Here is an 18,154-nt window from a genome sequence, read left to right on the forward strand (position 1 = left end):
ACTTCAAGGGAGGCCGAAATGGCCAAATCACTTCAAGACAAAGTCATCATCGTCACCGGCGCAGGCCGCGGCATCGGGCGTGAGATCGCGCTGCTCTGCGCGGCCGAAGGCGCCAAGGTCGTGGTCAACGATCCCGGCGGATCGGCCGACGGCGCCGGCTCGTCGGCTTCGCCGGCCGAGGAGGTAGTCGAGGAAATCAAGAAGCGCGGCGGCACCGCAGTTCCGAACTTCGAGTCGGTGGCGGAAGCGATTCCCGCGAGCAAAATCGTCAAGACCGCGACCGACCACTTCGGGCGGCTCGACGGCGTCGTCAACAATGCCGGCATCCTGCGCGACATGATCTTCCACAAGATGAGCGTCGAGGCCTTCGAAGCCGTCATCAAGGTTCACCTGATGGGCTCGTTCTATGTCAGCCACGCCGCGGCGCGGCTGTTCCGCGAACAGGAGAGCGGCTCCTTCGTGCACTTCACCTCGACCTCGGGCCTGGTCGGCAATTTCGGTCAGGCCAACTACGCCGCCGCCAAGCTCGGCATTGTCGGCCTGTCGAAGTCGATCGCGCTCGACATGGGCCGCTTCAACGTGCGCTCGAACTGCGTCTCGCCGTTCGCCTGGACCCGCATGATCGGCACCATCCCGACCGAGACGGATGCGGAGAAGGCTCGGGTCGAGAAAATCAAGCAGATGGGTCCGGAAAAGATCGCTCCGATGTGCGCCTTCCTGCTCTCCGACGCCGCCAAGGACGTCACCGGACAAATCTTCGGCGTGCGCATGAACGAGATTTTCCTGTTCGGTCAGAATCGCCCGCTGCGTTCGGTACAACGCAGCGAGGGCTGGACGCCGCAGACCATCGCGGACCACGCGATTCCGGCGCTGAAATCGTCGTTCTACAAGCTCGACCGCTCGGCGGACATCTTCAGCTGGGATCCGATCTAACGGTCTCGCAAACCCGGGTGGACCACGGCGAAACCCGAAACTTAGGCAACGACGGTTCCGGATAGCGCTTCGCGCCATCCGGGCCCCGCCGCCCTCGGCACCCTTCGGTTGTTTCATCACGACTTGCCCGCTTTATGCCGGATTGCTGGCGCATGGTTGCCTCCCAACAAGAAAACATGGGAGGAAATCATGACAAATCCAGCCAACCTACCCGATACGTCCGTTGACCCGCGATCGGCCGGGCTCGACCGCCGCAACTTGCTGCGCGGCGCAACGGCGCTTGCCGCAACCGCCGTGACGATGAAGACGGCCTCTGCGGCCTCGGTTGCGCCGCTCGGTCAAACAGGCGCTCCCACGTTATCAACGGAGCCGCTGCCCCTAGGCCCGCTTCCGGGAAGCCGTTATCCGGATTCCCATCTGGAGTCCGCCAAACCCAAGCTATCGTTCGGGCCATCGGATTTCCCGGCCTTCGCCGGCACTATGGCGGTTGAGCGCGTCGCGACCGGGTTCCGCTGGGCTGAAGGCCCGGTTTATTTCGCAGCCGGGCGGTACGTGCTGTTCTCCGACATTCCGAACAACCGCATCATGCGGTTTTCAGAAGACGACGGTCATCTCAGTGTCTATCGCCAGCCGTCGATGAACTCCAACGGCAATACGATCGACCGAGAAGGACGTCTGATCACGTGCGAACATTCCGGCCGGCGCATCACCCGGACCGAACTCGACGGCTCGATTACCATCATCGCCGACAAATATAATGGCAAGAAGCTGAACTCGCCGAACGACGCGGTTGTCGCTTCCGATGGTTCGATCTGGTTCACCGATCCAGTCTACGGTATCGGCGGCTATTACGAGGGCATCAAAGCCGAGCCTGAGCAGGAAAAGAAAAACGTCTACCGGATGGATCCGAAATCTGGTGACATCAAGGTTGTCGTCGACGACTTCGTGGAGCCCAACGGCATTACCTTCTCGCCCGACGAGAAGAAGCTCTATGTCATCGACACGGGCTTCACGGACGGGCCAGACAACCCGTCGCATATCCGGGTGTTCGACGTGGATGTCGGGTCCGGAAAAGTTTCGAACGGCAAAGTCTTTGCGGAAATGCCCAAGCCCAGCATTACCGACGGGATGCGCTGTGACACCGCCGGGCGTGTTTGGTGCTCCGTCGGTTGGGGCGATCCGAAGGAGGACGGCGTGCGCTGCTACACGCCTGACGGCGAACTGCTCGGCAAGATCCACATCCCGGAAACTGTCGCCAATCTGTGCTTCGGCGGCCAGCAACGAAACAGACTTTATATCTGTGGCTCGACGTCGCTTTATGCGGTCTATACCGGCGTGCAGGGCGCAATGAAGCCTTGATCAACTCCACGTCATGGCCGGGCTTGACCCGGCCACCCACGTTTGTGATTGCCACGGAGGAAGAAAGCGTGGATGCCCGGCACAAGGCTGGTCAAGCCCGAGCATGACGAGCGGACGCAACGGCGACGGCACCGCGCCTCACCCGCTATTCCGCAATCCCGCCGAAATGCCGTTGATCGTGATCTGAATCCCGCGCAGCACTTGTTCATCGGCATTCTGCGCACGGTGCTCCTTCAGCAGCTCCACCTGCACGTGGTTGAGCGGATCGAGATAGGGGAAACGGTTGCGGATCGAACGCTCCAGCAGCGGGTTGCTCTGCAGCAGCCGCTCCTGGCTCATGATCTTCAGCAGCAAATCGATGCAGTCATGCCATTCGCGGCGGATACGCCCGAAGATCTTTTCGCGCAGTTCAACATCAGGCACCAGTTCGGCATAGCGCGACGCAATCGCGATCGAACTCTTGGCCAGCACCATGTCCATGTTCGACAGAAGCGTGCGGAAGAACGGCCATTCGCGGTAAAGCTCCTGCAGGAACGGCATGCCCTTGTCGGGATGCTCCTTGATCCAGGCCTCGACCGCGCTGGCAAACCCGTACCAGCCCGGCAGCATCAGTCGGCATTGCGCCCAGCTGAACACCCAGGGAATGGCGCGGAGGTCTTCGATCTCGCGGGTTTTCTTGCGCGACGCCGGACGGCTGCCGATGTTCAGCGTCGCAATCTCGGTGATGACGGTCGAGCCCCAGAAATAGTCGGCAAAGCCCTCGGTCTCGTAGACCAGCCCGCGATAGGCCTTGAAGGCCAGCGCCGACAATTGCTCCATCGCCTTCAGATAGTCGTCCGATGGCGCGCTGTGCTTTGGCTGCAGCAGGCTTGCTTCCAGCGTCGCGGCGGCGAGAATTTCCAGATTGTTGCGGCCGACCTCGCTGTTGGAATATTTGCTGGAAATGATTTCGCCCTGCTCGGTGATGCGGATCTGGCCGTTCACCGCGCCGCCCGGCTGCGCGATAATGGCGTCATAGCTCGGGCCGCCGCCACGGCCGACCGAGCCGCCGCGGCCATGGAACAGCCGCAGGCGGACATGGTGGCGTTCGAACACCTCGATCAGGCCGATCTCCGCTTTATAGAGTTCCCAGCCCGACGTGACGAAGCCGCCATCCTTGTTGCTGTCGGAATAGCCGAGCATGACCTCCTGCACCGAGCCACGGCTGTCCACCAGCTTGCGGTAATCGTGAATCGACAGCATCCGGTCCATGATGCCGCTGGAGGCCTGCAGATCCTCGATGGTCTCGAACAGCGGCACGATGTTGATCGAACTGCGGCCCGAGGGATGGATCAGGCCGGCCTCCTTCAGAAGCAGCGCCACCTCCAGCATGTCGGACATCCCCTTGCACATCGAGATGATGCATTGGGGAATCGAGTCTGCGCCAAACTTCGCATGGGCCTCGGCGGCGGCATGGAACAGCGCGAGTTCGCCGAGCGTCTCCTCGCTGTATTTGACGAACGGCGACGTCAGCGGCCGCGAATTACGCAGTTCGCCGGTGAGCAGAGCCACCCGCGCCTCTTCGTTCAGCGCCAGATAGGACATGCCGGGTGTGGCGGCGTCGATCAGTTCGGCGACCGTGCGTTCGTGCACCGCGGAGTTCTGCCTGATGTCGAGGCTCGCGAGGTGGAAGCCGAAGCAATCCACCGCCCGGCGCAACTGCCGCAGTCGGCCGCGCGCGATCACGCCGGAATTGTTCGAGACCAGCGAACGATAGAGAATATCGAGATCGGCCTTGAAGTCCTTTGCGCCGTCATAGGGCGCGGCCTCTCCGACCGGCGGCCGCCTGGTTTCCACATCGAGCTTCAATGCGGTCGCCGCGAGTCGCGCGTAGATACCCGATACCGCGAGCCGATATGGCTCGCCGATCCGGTGCGGCGACGTGTCGGGTGAACGCTCGGCTAGCGCGCGCAGGTCCTTCGAGACATCGGCAAGATGCGCCGCCATCGACAGTTCGCCGCCGAGCAGATGCAGTTCTTCGAGATAGAAGCGCAGTATGCGGCTCGATTGCAGCTTGAAGGTGCCGCGCATCACATCCGCGGTCACGAACGGGTTGCCGTCGCGATCGCCGCCGATCCAGCTTCCCATCCGCAGGAACGAGGCCAGGTCGCCGTGCGCGCCGCCATTGCCGTCGTTCAACCGATCTTCGAGCGCGCAGTGCAGCCGCGGTACCTCGCGCAGGAAGGTGTAGTCGTAGAACGACAGCCCGTTGCCGACTTCGTCGAGCACGGTCAGCTTGGTCCGGCGCAGCAGGTTGGTTTTCCACAGCGTCAGCACCTCACGGCGCAACTGCTCGTCGTCGGCCTCGATCTCCTGCGGCGTCAACTGGACGCGTTCGCGCCGGTCCAGCAGTGCGGCGATCTCCATTTCGCGATCGATGGTGCTCTTGCGGCGCACCTCGGTCGGATGGGCGGTCAGGACCGGACTGACCAGCGCCTCGGCGAAGAACTTCCGCAGATCCGCAGCGCTGAAGCCGGCCGAACGGGCATGCGCCAACGTGCCCGCGAGCGTTCCGGCCGGCGCCCCGCCGGCGGTGGCGCGCGCCCGCATCTGGCGGATGTTGTTCTGGTCCTCGGCGATGTTGGCGAGGTGCGAAAAATAGCTGAAGGCGCGAACGATGCGGACGGTCTGGCCGGGCGACATACTATCGAGGATAGCTTCCAGTTCCCGCCGCGCCTGCTTGTCCTCGTCGCGATGGAACCGGATCGAGGTCTGCCGGATGCGCTCGACCAGGTCGAACACGTCGGCGCCTTCCTGGTCGCGCACGGTATCGCCGAGAATGCGCCCAAGCAGGCGAATATCGGTCCGCAGCCGGGCATCCTCCGCGTCTTCGACGCGATTTGTGCGGATTTCGATCTCGGAAGGCATGGTCTGGGAAGACATTGGCTGGCTACCTCAGAAACTGCCCGGCAGTTCCGAGTGTGCAATTTTTTTGCCGCAGCGCAAGATAAAGATGGAGGCGGTGCAAAATCAGATTTTTCGTCCTGCCCGCTCCCAATAGGGATCGCGCAGCCGGCGCTTGAAGATCTTGCCGGAATCTTCCCGCGGCAGGTTGCCCTGGATTTCGACGTGCTTAGGCACCTTGTAGTCGGCCAACGAGGTCTTGAGCTGGGCCCGGATGGAGGCGATATCGAGCGTCACCCCCGGCTGCGGCTCGACCACCGCCATCAGCGCCTCTCCGAATTCCTCGTCGGGAATGCCGAACACGGCGCAATCATGTACCCCCGGAATGGCGTGCAGCGCCGCCTCGATCTCGGCCGGGTAGATGTTGACGCCGCCCGAAATCACCATGTCGCGCTTGCGGTCGCAGATGAAGACATAGCCATCGGCGTCGATATAGCCGACGTCGCCCGAGGTGATGAACCCCTCGCGATCGATCTCGGAGCGTTTCTCCGGCTTGCTGTGATAGGTGAAGTCGGGATTGCCGACGATGCGCGAATAGATCTCACCAATCTCGCCCTGCGGCAGTTCGCGTCCGTCGTCACCGATGAAGCGCAGCTCCGCGCCGGGCGATATCTTGCCGACGGTGCCGGGCTTCTTCAGCGCGTCCTCGGAATTGGCAAAGGTGACCGCGCCCGATTCGGTCGAGCCGTAAAATTCGTAGATCACCGGTCCCCACCATTCGATCATCGCGCGCTTGACGTCGGCCGGACACGGTGCGGCGGCGTGAATGATGTGACGCAGCGACGACATGTCGTACTTGTTGCGCACGGCCTCCGGCAACTTCATGAGCCGGATGAACATGGTCGGCACCATGAAGATGGTGTCGATCTTCTCAGCCTCGACGATGCGCAGGAATTCCTCCGGCTCGAACCGCGGCAGGATCACCAGCGCGCCACCGAGCCGGCCGGCGCGCAGGCCGAACGAGTTCGGCGCGGAGTGATAGAGCGGCCCCGGCAGCAGCGCGCGGGCATTCGGCTTGAGGCCGTAGATCATCGCCCGCATCCGCTCGGCGTTGGCGCTCTGCTCCGGCGTCGGTGCAAAACGTCGTACGCCCTTGGGGTGGCCCGTGGTGCCCGAGGTGTAGATCATGTTCTGCGGCTGCGGCACCGCCGGCCCGTCGTAGCGCGGGAATTGCTTCAGCCAGGATTCGAAATCGACCGCGAAATCCGGCGTGCCGAGATGATCGGGGTTGATCTTGTAGTTGGCGAGAATTTCCGGCGGCGTCGGCACACTGAGGGCGGTGACGCCTGACGGGATCGCATCGCGCAACTGATGCAGCATGTCGGCATGCGCGATCAGCACCGACGAGCCGGAATCCTTCAACACATAATTGATCTCTTCCGGCTTGAAGTGCCAGTTGACCGGCACGCCATAGGCGCCGAGCCGCATCGCGGCGTAGGCCGCCTCGATGAAGGCGATGTCGTTGCGCATCAGCATGCAGACGCTGTCGCCCTGCTTGACACCGAGCTTCTGCAGGCCGCTGGCGATGCGGTCGACACGCTCGGCGACCTCGTCATGGCTGCGCCGACGCTGGCCGCTGATGATGCCGTGGAAGAGTGGTGAGGTTGTCATTGTCGTATTCCGATCTCGTGCCGGGTATTAAGTAGGGCCTCATGGTGAGGAGCGCGTCTTCGCGCGTCTCGAACCATGGGCCACGGGCCTCATCCTTCGAGACGCGCTACGCGCTCCTCAGGATGAGGGACTAACGTTCAGCCCGCCTCCGCAAACCGTGGCGCGCGCTTTTCCATGTTGGCGCGAACGGCTTCGGTCTGGTTCGGACTGCCCAGCAGCTTCTGTTGCTCGACGGATTCGGCGAGCAGCGCCGGACCGGGATCGACCGACAGCTTGTTGAGCATGCGCTTGCAGGCGCGGATCGCATCGGGGCTCTTGCCGGCGATCTCGCGCGCAAGCTCCAGCGCCGCCGCGCGCGGATCATCGCAGATGCGCGTCGCGAGGCCGTAGCTCATCGCTTCCTGGGCGGAGAAGATGCGGCCGGTATAGGTCAGCTCGCGCAGGATATCGTCGCGCACCAGGCTGGCGAGGATCGGCGTGCCGGCCATGTCGGGCACCAGGCCCCATTTGATTTCCATGATCGACATCCGCGCATCCGGGGTGAGGAAACGCATGTCGGCGCCGAGCGCGAGCTGGAAGCCGCCGCCGAACGCCACACCCTGGATCGCGGCAATCACCGGCACCGGAAGCTGCCGCCAGCCCCACACCGCCTGCTGGGGAAAATTCGCCAGCCCGTGGGTACGCACCGACAGGTCGCGTTTCTCACCGCCAGCTACCCCGTTACCGCCGCTCTCCTTCATCGCAGCGAAGCGTCCCATATCGAGACCGGCGCAGAACGCACGCCCCTCGCCGGACAATACTACCGCTCGCACACCCTTTTCATGCGCCAGCCGCTCCGTAGCGGCCACCAGCGCGTCAAACATCGCGGCATCGAGCGCGTTCATCTTGTCCGCCCGCACCAGTCGGACGTCGGCGATGCCGTCCGAAATCGATATCGAGACGCGTTGCTCCATGAGAATTTTCCTCCGCAGTTTTTCTTTGTTGCCGCTTTACAGAACGGCGTTGTCCGGATTTAGTCAATCGACCAATTAACAGACAATCCCTTTAGGTGGAAACGATGTTCAACGATCAGCTTCTCGCCGGGCGGCGCATTCTCGTGACCGGAGGCGGAACCGGCCTCGGCAAGTCGATGGCCGCGCGCTTTCTCAGCCTTGGTGCCGAGGTTCATATCTGCGGCCGCCGCAAGAGCGTGTGCGACGAGACTGCAACCGAATTGATGGACCTGCACGGCGGACGTGTGGTCAGCCACGGCGTCGACATCCGCAACGCGATGGCCGTCGACGAGATGATCGAGCAGATCTGGACTGCCGCCGGTCCCCTCACCGATCTCATCAACAACGCCGCCGGCAATTTCGTCTCGCGCACGCAGGACCTGACACCGCGCGGCTTCGACGCGATCGCCAATATCGTCATGCACGGCACCTTCTACGTGACGCACGCCGTCGGCCGGCGCTGGATCGCCGACAAGCTGCCCGGCAACGTGGTGTCGATTACCGTGACCTGGGTACGCAACGGTTCGCCCTATGTGGTGCCGTCGGCGATGAGCAAGTCCGCAATCCACGCCATGACGATGTCGCTGGCGATGGAGTGGGGCAAATACGGCATTCGCCTGAACACCATCGCCCCCGGCGAGATTCCGACCGAAGGCATGAGCAAGCGCCTCAATCCCAACGATGCGCCTGGCGCACGTACCATTGCCAGGAATCCGATGGGCCGGGTCGGCTCGATGGAGGAATTGCAGAACCTGGCCGTGTTCCTGATTTCGGGCGGCTGCGACTGGATCAACGGCGAGACCATCGCGATGGACGGCGCGCAGGGACTGGCGACGGGCGGCAATTTCTACGAGTTGCGCGACTGGAGCGACGCCGACTGGAACACGGCGCGCGATTCGATCAAGGCGCAGAACGAAAAGGACCGCGCCGCGCGGGGTTGAGTCACTCCCGTATTGTCTTTGTTGCCGGATGACGCCAAACTCCGCGCAACGAAAATAAGACGCCACGGGAGCGACATGTCCACACAGCAACCGGCCAACCTGGCCGACATGGTGCGCGAGCGCGCCAGGAGCCGCGGCAACGCGCTGGTCTATGAATTCGAAGGGCGCCACACGAGCTTCGCCGAATTCGACATCAAGACCAACCGCGTCGCCAACGCACTGATCGCGCTCGGCGTCAAACCGCGCGAGCGCATCGCCTATCTCGGCAAGAACAGCGACATCTATTTCGAGCTGCTGCTCGGCGCCATGAAGGCCAACGTGGTGATGGCGCCGGTGAACTGGCGCCTCGCCGGTCCCGAGGTCGCCTTCATCGTCGCCGACTGCAAGGCGCCGGTGCTGTTCGTCGGGCCGGAATTCATTGCCCAGGCCCGCAACCTCAAACCGCAATTGCCTGATGTGCGGCACATCATCACCACCGAGGGCGGCGCGCCGGAATGGCAGGATTTTACGGCATGGCGGGATGCCGCCAGCGGCGACGATCCCAAGGTGCCGATCAGCCCGAAGGAGATCGCGATCCAGCTCTATACTTCCGGCACGACAGGCAAGCCCAAGGGCGCGATGCTGTCGCACGCCAACTTCCTCAACCTGGTGCAGACCGGCAACGAGGCCGAGAAGCCCGAATGGAACCGGTGGACCACCAACGACGTCTCGCTGGTGGCGATGCCGATTTTCCACATCGGCGGCAGCGGCTGGGGCGTGATGGGCCTCTATCACGGCGCCAAGGGTGTCATCGCGCGCGAGTTCGATCCGACCAAGGTGCTGGATTTCTTCGAGCAGTCCGGGATCACCAAACTGTTCATGGTGCCGGCCGCGATGCAGTTCGTGGTGCGGCAGCCGCGGGCGCGGCAGGTCGATTTCTCGCGGCTGAAATACATGCTGTACGGCGCTTCGCCGATTCCGGCGGCGCTGTTGAAGGAATGCATCGAGGTCTTCAAATGCGGCTTCGTGCAGATGTACGGCATGACCGAGACGACAGGCACTATCGTCGCCCTCCCGCCCGAGGATCATATCGAGGGACTGGACCGCATGCGCTCGGCCGGCAAGGCGCTGCCCGGCATTGAGCTTGCGATCCTCGACGCCGACGGCAAGCCGCTGCCGCCGGGCGAAGTCGGCGAGATCGCCACCCGCTCCGGCTCCAACATGGTCGGCTACTGGAACCTGCCGGAGGCCACCGCCAAGACGCTCGGCGCCGACGGCTGGCTGCGCACCGGCGATGCCGGCTACATGGACAGTGACGGCTACCTCTATATCCACGACCGCATCAAGGACATGATCATCTCCGGCGGCGAGAACATCTACCCCGCCGAAGTCGAGAGCGCGATCTGCGACCACCCCGATGTCGCCGAAGCCGCCGTGATCGGTATCCCCGACGACAAATGGGGCGAAGCGGTCAAGGCCGTCGTGGTGATGAAGCCGGGCAAGTCCGCGACCGCAACCGACATCATCAACTTCGCCCGCGAGCGCATCGCCGGCTTCAAGACGCCGAAGTCGGTCGACTTCCTCGAAGCGCTGCCGCGCAATCCCTCCGGCAAGATTCTGCGACGGAATTTGCGCGATCCGTATTGGGCGGGCAAGGATCGTCAGGTGAATTGATTTCGTCCGCGCGAAGTGCGCGGCATATCCAGATCGTCGTCCCCGCGAACGCGGGGACCCATACGCCGTGCCATCAATAGTTTTGCGCAGTGTCGGTTGCCTTTGACTTAACTAGCGTGCCTCGCACTCTATCCTGTGGTTATGGGTCCCCGCGTTCGCGGGGACGACATGTTGAGAGTGCTCGCCATCTCTCAATGCTTCCCTGCCCCCATATACCCAAACAGGAATCCCGCCACCTTGCGCTTCTGGATTTCCTCGCTGCCTTCGGTGATGCGGTAGCGGCGGTGGTGGCGGTAGATGTGTTCGAACGGTTTATGGCGTGAATAGCCCATGCCGCCATGTACCTGCATGGCGCGGTCGGCGGCTTCGCAGCACAGGCGGTTGGCCCAGAAGTTACACATCGAGACCTTGTCGGACAGCGTGTGTTCGACCTGGGCCTGGGTGAGCTGGTCCATCTCCCACGCGGTCTTGCGGATCAGAAGCCGCAGCATCTCGGCCTGCGTCGCCAGTTCCACCAGCGGCCACTGGATCGCCTGGTTCTCGGCTAGCGCCTTGCCGAACGGTTTGCGCTCGCGCGCGTACTTCACACTTTCATTGATGCAGTAGACCGCGGCACCCAGTGAACTCGCCGCCTGCCGGATGCGGTTCTCGTGCACAAAGCACTGCGCCAGCGACAGGCCGCGGCCGACCTCGCCGAACAGCGCATCGTCAGGCACGAACACGTCGGTAAAGCTGACACGCGGATGGTCGGTCGGCATGTTGAAGGTCCACATGTACTCCTCGACCTTCACGCCCTCAGCCTTCGCTGGCACCAGCAGGCAGGTGATGCCCCGCGCATCGCCGTCTTCGCCGGACGTGCGGGCAAACAGCGCGCAATGCGTCGCGACATGCATGCCGGTGGTCCACATCTTCTGGCCGTTGACGACCCAGCCCTTGACGTTGTCGCGCGTCGCCGGCACCGCCCTTGTTTCCATGTGGGTCGCATCGGAGCCGTGCTCGGGTTCGGTCAAGCCAAAGGTGATGCGGTATTTGCCGGTGATCGAGCCGTCGATCATCGCCTTCTGCTCGTCGGTACCGTAACGGTCCAGCATGGTCACGATCGGCAGATTGCCGACGATCGAATGCTCGTTCTGCAGGTCGTTGTGCAGGCCGAGGCCCTTCGATGCAAAATGCTCGCGGATCACGGCCATCCAGAGGTTGGAACCGTCCTTGCCGCCGTAGCGCTTCGGGATCGCAAAGCGCAAATAGCCGGCGGCGTCGGCGAGATTCTTGGCCTTGCGCAGCAGCGCTTCCCATTCATGGCGCGGCAGGCCGCCATTGTCGAAATCGGTGCGCGCCCATTCGCGGCGGTGATCGAAGAAGCGGATGTTGTCATCGGCCTCTTCCAGCGGCTTGATCTCGCGTGCGATGAAGCGGTCAAGTTCGTCGAGATAGGCGACGAGGTCGGCGGGTAAGGCGAAATCCAAGGCGGTCTCTCCCGGAACTGTTGATTTTATGATTTGCGTTTAGGCGCTACGGGGCGCTCCTGCTCGGATCGAATAAGGTTGGAATACCCGGCCCAAGTCAAGGACAAGTCAAGCGAGGGAATAACGCTTGGCACGCGCGGGCGCGTTGCGTAATTGGATGGCATCATCAGCCGCGCAGGCGCTAGTATCGCGGCCAATATTCTTTGCTGCAGAAAATCAACACGGGAGCGAACATGGATCTGAAATTCTCCAAGGTCACGCGCAAGGGACCGATCACGATCATCACACTGTCGCGCCCCGAAGTGTACAACGCGCTGCATATCGACGCGCATTTCGAGCTCAACAAGGTGTTCGACGATTTCTCGGCCGATCCCGACCAGTGGGTCGCGATCGTCACCGGCGCCGGCGATAAGGCGTTCTGCGCCGGCAACGACCTGAAATGGCAGGCCGCGGGCGGCAAGCGCGGCTGGGACAAGGGCGGCTTCGCCGGCCTCACCTCGCGCTTCGACTGCGACAAGCCGATCATCGCCGCCGTCAACGGCGTGGCGATGGGCGGCGGCTTTGAAATCGCGCTGGCCTGCGACCTCATCATCGCTTCCGACAACGCCACCTTCGCGCTGCCCGAGCCGCGCGTCGGCCTCGCCGCTTTGGCCGGTGGCGTGCACCGGCTGCCGCGCCAGATCGGCCTGAAGCGCGCCATGGGCATGATCCTGACCGCGCGCCACGTTTCGGCCAAGGAGGGGCTCGAACTCGGCTTCGTCAACGAAGTGGTTCCGCAGGCCGAACTGATGGCGGCCGCCGAGCGCTGGGCCGAGACCATCTGCAAGAATTCGCCGATGTCGATCCGCGCCTCCAAGCAGGCGATCCAGAAGGGCCTGGAAGTTTCGCTGGAACAGGCGATTGCCGAGCAGCGCGAATACCCCGCGGTGAAGGCGATGGCGGCCTCGCAGGACTACATCGAGGGGCCGAAGGCGTTTTCGGAGAAGCGCCCGCCGAAGTGGCTGGGGCGTTAATCGTACTTGCTCCGTCATGGCCGGGCTTAACCCGGCCATCCACGTCTTTGCCTCGGCAAGTAAGTCGTGGATGCCCGGGACAAGCCCGGGCATGACGATAGAGTTGTGATCGTCCTACTTCTTCCCCAGCTCCCGCTTGTACGACCCGTAGTTCGGCTGATCGACCGCGAGCTTGTCCATCGTGGTCTGCCACAAATGCTCGGCCAATCCCGGCGTCTGCAGATCGACCTCGCCCTTTGCAATTTTGTCCGACAGCGCGCGATTGAGTTCGATCAGCGGGCCGTCGGTACCCAGCAGCTGCTTCAGCCTGATGTGCTCGGCCGCATCGCCGCTGTCCGCCAGTGTCAGTTGCCGCGTGACGAGATCGAGCGCGTTGATGCCGACGCGGAGCTTGAAGGCGTTGTGGCCCTTGATCGCGGGCGTGATTTCGTTGCGCAGGAAATCGGCAACCGCCTTGATCAGTTCGATGGGTGTCGGTTCGTCCTGCATTTTCATTTCCCCCGCGGGGCTAGCAATCTAAGCAAATCGATTTCGGTTTCCGACGAGCGCCGCCCGATCATGGCACGCTCCATCGAATGATCCGGCCCTGAGCGAAACCGCTGCATCATGCCGCAGCACATGATGCCCCAGCGCAGCGTGCCCATCACTTCCCAGAACATCACGCGCTCCGGATCGGCCTTGCGGCCGGTTTCCTCATAGCCCGCGAACAGGTCCTCGCGCGAACCGAAGCCGCCGACCGGTTTGTCGATCTCGCCGAAGCGCCAGGAATTGACGCAGATCCAACCCAGGTCCTCCATCGGATCGCCGAAATGCGCGAGCTCCCAGTCAAGCACCGCGCGGACGCCGTCGGGACCGATGATGAGATTGCCGTTGCGGAAATCGCCATGCACCAGCGTCACCTCTTTCGATGGCCCGGGATCGCGCGCACGCAGCCAGCGCAAGGCCAGTTCGAACACCGGCCGCGGCCAGCCGAAACTGCGGTATTCCCGTTCGAGATCGGCGATCTCCCTGGTCGCCGTCATCTCGCGCAGCTTCGGCAGTTTCGCCGCCGGCAGTCCATGAATGCCGGCCACGACCTTGCCGAGTTGCCGCGCCAGCAGCGGCCGCGCCTTGTCAAATTCCTCATCGCGCAGAATCTTGCGCGCGATGGTTTCGCCCTCGATCCGCTGCATGATGAAGCCGGTTCCGAGTTCGTCTTCGGGAACAAGCACATGCATCACGCGCGGCGACGGCAGGCCGGCGTCATGCGCGAGTTGCATCAACGTCGCCTCGGCGTCGAGCCCGGCGGCGCGCCCCGGCGAGGCGCCATAGCCCGGCGGCGCGCGACGCAGGATCGCGCCTGAGGTGCCGCCCGCATGGACGATGTCGAAGCTCCAGGTCTCCTGGCTGGCGCCGCCGGAGAGTTTTGCGGCGCCAGTGACGCCGGTCGCCCCCGGATACCAGGAGGCGACGCAGCGTCCGAGTTGCTGTTCGATCATGTTCTCTGGATCATTTGCCTTAAATCATTTTCCTCGGAACTTGGCGGGGCGCTTTTCGAGGAAGGCGGTCACGCCTTCCTTGAAGTCTTCCGCGGAACCCGCGATGCGCTGCGATTCGAATTCGAGGTTGAGCTGTTCCTCGTAGGAATTTTCCGGGCTGTCCCAATAGAGTTTTCGGATCAGCGACAGCGCGATCGTCGGCCCGTTCGCCAGATCATGCGCCAGCTTCATGGTCTCTTCCATCAGCGTGGCGTCGTCATGGACGCGGTTGACGAGGCCCCATTCCAGCGCCTTTTCGGCCGGCAGCCGTTCGCCCATCAGCGACAGTTCGACCGATCGCGCCTTGCCGATCATGCGCGGCAACAGCCAGGTCGAGCCGCAATCCGGCACCAGGCCGATGCGGCGGAACGCCTGCAGGAAATAGGACGAGCGCGCGCACAGGATCATGTCGCCCATCAGCGCGAAACTCATGCCGGCGCCGGCGGCCGGACCGTTGACCGCGGTCACGATCGGGCAATGCAGGTTGCGCAGGCGGCGCAGGAACGGGTGGAACGCGGTTTCCAGCGCGGCGCCGGCATTGACCTTGCCGGGCTTGGCGTTGCTGCGGCCCTGCAGGTTGGCGCCGGTGCAGAACGCGCGGCCGGCGCCCGTGATGACAAGGCAGCGCACCTCGGCGCGCTTCTCTTCGATCGCATCCAGCGCCTCGGCGAGGCCGCCCAGCATGTCGATCGAGACCGCGTTCATGACCTCCTGATGGTCGAGCTTAAGGATGGCCACCGAACCATCGAAATCGAGCGTGACGTGCTTGAACTGCATTGTTTCCTCGTGAGTTGTGTTTACGCGCTATTTTTGTGCGCGATGGCAGATTTGATGTCTCGACCCATATTTGATTTTCCGGACGGCCTTGTCCATGGTTGCCCTTGAACGTCTATCCATCATCGGACGCGTATCTAAAACGCGCCGCACCAAATGGAAACACCCAAAGGATACCAATATGAGCATCTTCGACCTCACCGGCCGCACCGCGGTCATCACCGGAGGAAATGGCGGCATCGGCCTCGGCATCGCGCAGGCGCTGCACGCCGAAGGCTGCAACGTCTCGATCTGGGGCCGCAACGCCGGCAAGAACAAGAACGCGGCGGCCAGCATGGCTTCCGGTAAAGGCAAGGTCCACACGCAGATCTGCGACGTCTCCGATCCCGCGTCGGTGAAGGCCGCGATGAAGGCCACGCTGGATACATTCGGCCGGGTCGACGGCTGCTTTGCCAATGCCGGCATCGGCGGCGGCGGACGGCGCGCCTTCATCGACCGCACCGAGGAAGAGTGGCGCAAGATGTTCGCAACCAATCTCGACGGCGTGTTTCATGTGTTCCAGGCCGCCGCCCGCCACATGACCGAGCGCGCGGAGGCCGGCGACAAGTTCGGCCGGCTGGTCGCAACCTCCAGCCTCGCGTCGCTGTTCGGCACCGCGCGCAACGAGCACTACGCCGGCACCAAGGCCGCGTTGAATGCGCTGTGCCGCGCGCTCGCCGTCGAGCTGGCGCGCTACGGCGTCACCGCCAATGCGATCCTGCCGGGCTGGATCAAGAGCGACATGACCGCCAACATCATGGCCAACGACAAATTCGTCGCCAACGTAATGCCGCGCATCCCGGTGCGCCGCTTCGGCGAGCCCACGGATTTCGGCGGCATCGCGGTCTACATCATGAGCAAGGCATCGTCGTATCATACGGCGGATACTTTTGTGATCGACGGTGGGTACACGGCGTTTTGAGGTTGGTTGCACTTCGTAGGGTGGGCAAAGGCGCTCTTGCGCCGTGCCCACCATTTGCGTGCCGCGTGTTCTGCATGGTGGGCACGCTACGCTTTGCCCACGCTACGAAGCCGACGCCGTCATTGCGAGCCAACGGGTCGCGCAAATGCGCGCCCGATGACAGGCTCCGCGAAGCAATCCATCGCGCGGCTCTTCCTGTTTCACCCTCCCCTGGAGGGGGAGGGTCGGCACGGATCGAGCGAAGCGAGATCCGTGCCGGGGTGGGGTGATCTCTCCACTCGGGCACTGTTTGCGAGGAGAGACCGTCACCCCACCCCGCCGCTTCGCGTCGACCCTCCCCCTCCAGGGGAGGGTAAGCGAGAGCATTCTCGCGGCGCTTTGCGCCCGGAGTTTTGCTGGAAACCTTACCCTCCAAAACGGAGGGCGCAGGGAAGACCGGGTGCGCGCCGCACCCGCGGTCTTGCGTGCCATGTGCATCAACAAAGGCGCGCACGAGCATACAGGTTCAGCGGAAACACTCCGGCCTTCCCCGCGCAATGGCTTTAAGGCTTATAAGAGCTCGCCCTGGTGACCGGCTTTCTTGCCACCATCGGCCGCTACTTGATGACGAACTGGTGCGGCCTGAACAGCCGCCCCTTTTCGACCATCAGCACGACGCCGAGCGCGGCCAGTGTGCAGAGAAAGAAGCCGGTCGTGAACGGCACCAGCGTGCCGTCATAGTCCTGGCCGATGGTAGCGCCGATACCGATGCCGAGCAGCGTCGTGATCGAACCGTACAGCGACGACGCGGTGCCGGCGATATGGCCCTGCGGCTCCATCGCGAGCGCGGTGAAGTTCGCCATCATCAGGCCGAAGGCGAACATCATCAGCGCCGCCAGCGGCATGAACAGTCCGAGCGGCAGCATGTGCAGTCTGGTCGCCGCGAACATGGTCCCGGCCACGGCCACGAAAATCACCAGCGCGGTATGCGACATCACGCGCATGCCGACCCGGCCGACAATCTTGGCGTTGAGAAAGCCTGCGATGGCGACGCCGACCGCGATGGCCGCGAAGGCCAGCGGGAAATAATGTCCGAGATGATAGATCTCGGTAAAAATCTGCTGCGACGAGAATACGAACGCAAACAGCGAGCCCATCACGCCACCGGCGGCGAGTGCATAGCCGAAGGTCTGGCGGTTGGTGACGGTCTGGCGGAATGCGCCCAGCACATCGCGAATGGCGATCGATTTGCGTTCGGAAACCGGCAGCGTCTCCGGCATCCGCAGCGCGCTCCAGATCAGGGCCGCCACGCCATACAGCATCAGCACGATGAAGATGCCGCGCCATTGCGCCAGCAGCATCACCGCCTGGCCGAACGAAGGCGCAATGACGGGAACGGCGATGAACACCATCATCGCCAGCGACATCACGCTCGCCATTTTGCGACCGGCATAGCAGTCGCGCACGATCGAGACCGCGATGACCCGGGTGGCCGATGTTCCCAACCCCTGCAGCGCGCGCGCCAGCAGCAGGGTCTCGAACGAGGGTGCGGCGATCGCGAGCAGGCTCGCAATGCAATAGACCGCCATGCCGCCGAGCAGCACCGGGCGGCGGCCGAAGCGGTCGGACAGCGGTCCCATCACGAACTGGCCGACGCCGAAGCCGAGCAGGAAGATCGACAGCACCATCTGCGGACGGTTGGCAACTTCGAGGTGGAACGCCGAGCCGATGTTCGGCAATGCCGGCAGCATCATGTCCATCGCCAGCGGATTGAGTGCCATGATCGAGGCGATGACGACGACGAATTCGGGAAAGCCCATCGGGCGGTGGCCTGAGGATACCCAGGCGTCGGCATTGATATCGGACACTTAAATTCCTTTGCGAGTCGGCCTCCGTTGTACGATTTTTGCTGCATTGCACAAGCGCCGTTCGGGAATGGCAGCCCGACGAAAACTGCTTGGTCAACAAGGTGTTACCGTCATATTGCCGTTGCTTCAGGCGGTTTGCCCTGC

General features: G+C 63.2%; 14 protein-coding genes. 6 read left to right on the forward strand and 8 right to left on the reverse strand.

Annotated features, from left to right (window positions below; translation table 11 throughout):
• The first annotated feature begins 18 nt into the window (after positions 1-18).
• Together BLR13_RS05825 and BLR13_RS05830 are read left to right on the forward strand one after the other, a co-directional pair.
• Complete coding sequence (locus BLR13_RS05825; protein WP_074826663.1) at positions 19-933, forward strand: SDR family oxidoreductase; 915 nt, start codon at positions 19-21, stop codon at positions 931-933.
• A 480-nt stretch (positions 934-1,413) separates the two neighbouring features.
• Positions 1,414-2,292 carry an SMP-30/gluconolactonase/LRE family protein gene (locus tag BLR13_RS05830; RefSeq protein ID WP_079587972.1) on the forward strand — a complete coding sequence of 293 codons (879 nt, stop codon included), beginning with the start codon at positions 1,414-1,416 and terminating at the stop codon, positions 2,290-2,292.
• 138 nt (positions 2,293-2,430) lie between these two features.
• Here BLR13_RS05830 and ppc read toward each other — a convergent pair whose 3' ends face one another.
• The 3 genes from ppc to BLR13_RS05845 form a co-directional block, all read right to left on the reverse strand.
• Complete coding sequence (gene ppc, locus BLR13_RS05835; RefSeq protein ID WP_074826655.1) at positions 2,431-5,214, reverse strand: phosphoenolpyruvate carboxylase; 2,784 nt, start codon at positions 5,212-5,214, stop codon at positions 2,431-2,433.
• Between the two features lie 87 nt (positions 5,215-5,301).
• Positions 5,302-6,846 (reverse strand): acyl-CoA synthetase, encoded by a 1,545-nt coding sequence (locus BLR13_RS05840; RefSeq protein ID WP_074826651.1) that lies wholly within the window; start codon positions 6,844-6,846, stop codon positions 5,302-5,304.
• A gap of 137 nt (positions 6,847-6,983) precedes the next feature.
• Positions 6,984-7,799 carry a crotonase/enoyl-CoA hydratase family protein gene (locus tag BLR13_RS05845; protein ID WP_074826647.1) on the reverse strand — a complete coding sequence of 272 codons (816 nt, stop codon included), beginning with the start codon at positions 7,797-7,799 and terminating at the stop codon, positions 6,984-6,986.
• A 104-nt stretch (positions 7,800-7,903) separates the two neighbouring features.
• Between BLR13_RS05845 and BLR13_RS05850 the strand changes: the two genes are divergently transcribed.
• Positions 7,904-8,779 (forward strand): SDR family oxidoreductase, encoded by an 876-nt coding sequence (locus BLR13_RS05850; protein ID WP_074826644.1) that lies wholly within the window; start codon positions 7,904-7,906, stop codon positions 8,777-8,779.
• A 75-nt stretch (positions 8,780-8,854) separates the two neighbouring features.
• Entirely contained in the window at positions 8,855-10,432 is a 1,578-nt protein-coding gene (locus BLR13_RS05855; protein WP_074826641.1) for a fatty acid--CoA ligase, read from the forward strand.
• Between the two features lie 191 nt (positions 10,433-10,623).
• Here BLR13_RS05855 and BLR13_RS05860 read toward each other — a convergent pair whose 3' ends face one another.
• Entirely contained in the window at positions 10,624-11,898 is a 1,275-nt protein-coding gene (locus BLR13_RS05860) for an acyl-CoA dehydrogenase family protein (protein WP_074826639.1), read from the reverse strand.
• Positions 11,899-12,131: 233 nt separating this feature from the next.
• Between BLR13_RS05860 and BLR13_RS05865 the strand changes: the two genes are divergently transcribed.
• On the forward strand, positions 12,132-12,911 hold the full coding sequence (locus BLR13_RS05865) for an enoyl-CoA hydratase-related protein (RefSeq protein ID WP_074826636.1): 780 nt from the start codon (positions 12,132-12,134) through the stop codon (positions 12,909-12,911).
• A 114-nt stretch (positions 12,912-13,025) separates the two neighbouring features.
• On the opposite strand, the gene BLR13_RS05870 is transcribed toward BLR13_RS05865, so the two are convergent.
• Genes BLR13_RS05870 through BLR13_RS05880 form a run of 3 tightly spaced genes read right to left on the reverse strand, consistent with a single transcriptional unit; the run spans position 13,026 to position 15,205 of the window.
• The gene (locus tag BLR13_RS05870; RefSeq protein WP_074831856.1) at positions 13,026-13,400 is read right to left on the reverse strand and encodes a DUF6285 domain-containing protein; all 375 of its coding nucleotides are present in this window, start codon (positions 13,398-13,400) and stop codon (positions 13,026-13,028) included.
• Positions 13,401-13,402: 2 nt separating this feature from the next.
• Positions 13,403-14,389, reverse strand: coding sequence for a phosphotransferase family protein (locus tag BLR13_RS05875; protein WP_074826634.1), 987 nt, complete (start codon positions 14,387-14,389; stop codon positions 13,403-13,405).
• Positions 14,390-14,413: 24 nt separating this feature from the next.
• Complete coding sequence (locus BLR13_RS05880; protein ID WP_074826631.1) at positions 14,414-15,205, reverse strand: enoyl-CoA hydratase/isomerase; 792 nt, start codon at positions 15,203-15,205, stop codon at positions 14,414-14,416.
• A 178-nt stretch (positions 15,206-15,383) separates the two neighbouring features.
• On the opposite strand from BLR13_RS05880, the gene BLR13_RS05885 reads away from it, so the two are divergent.
• Entirely contained in the window at positions 15,384-16,163 is a 780-nt protein-coding gene (locus tag BLR13_RS05885) for an SDR family NAD(P)-dependent oxidoreductase (RefSeq protein ID WP_074826628.1), read from the forward strand.
• Between the two features lie 596 nt (positions 16,164-16,759).
• Here the strand turns inward: BLR13_RS05885 and BLR13_RS05890 are convergent.
• The gene (locus tag BLR13_RS05890; protein WP_074826627.1) at positions 16,760-18,010 is read right to left on the reverse strand and encodes a multidrug effflux MFS transporter; all 1,251 of its coding nucleotides are present in this window, start codon (positions 18,008-18,010) and stop codon (positions 16,760-16,762) included.
• Between the last annotated feature and the right edge of the window lie 144 nt (positions 18,011-18,154).

Source organism: Bradyrhizobium ottawaense (assembly GCF_900099825.1).
In the GTDB taxonomy this organism is placed as follows: Bacteria; Pseudomonadota; Alphaproteobacteria; order Rhizobiales; family Xanthobacteraceae; genus Bradyrhizobium; species Bradyrhizobium ottawaense_A.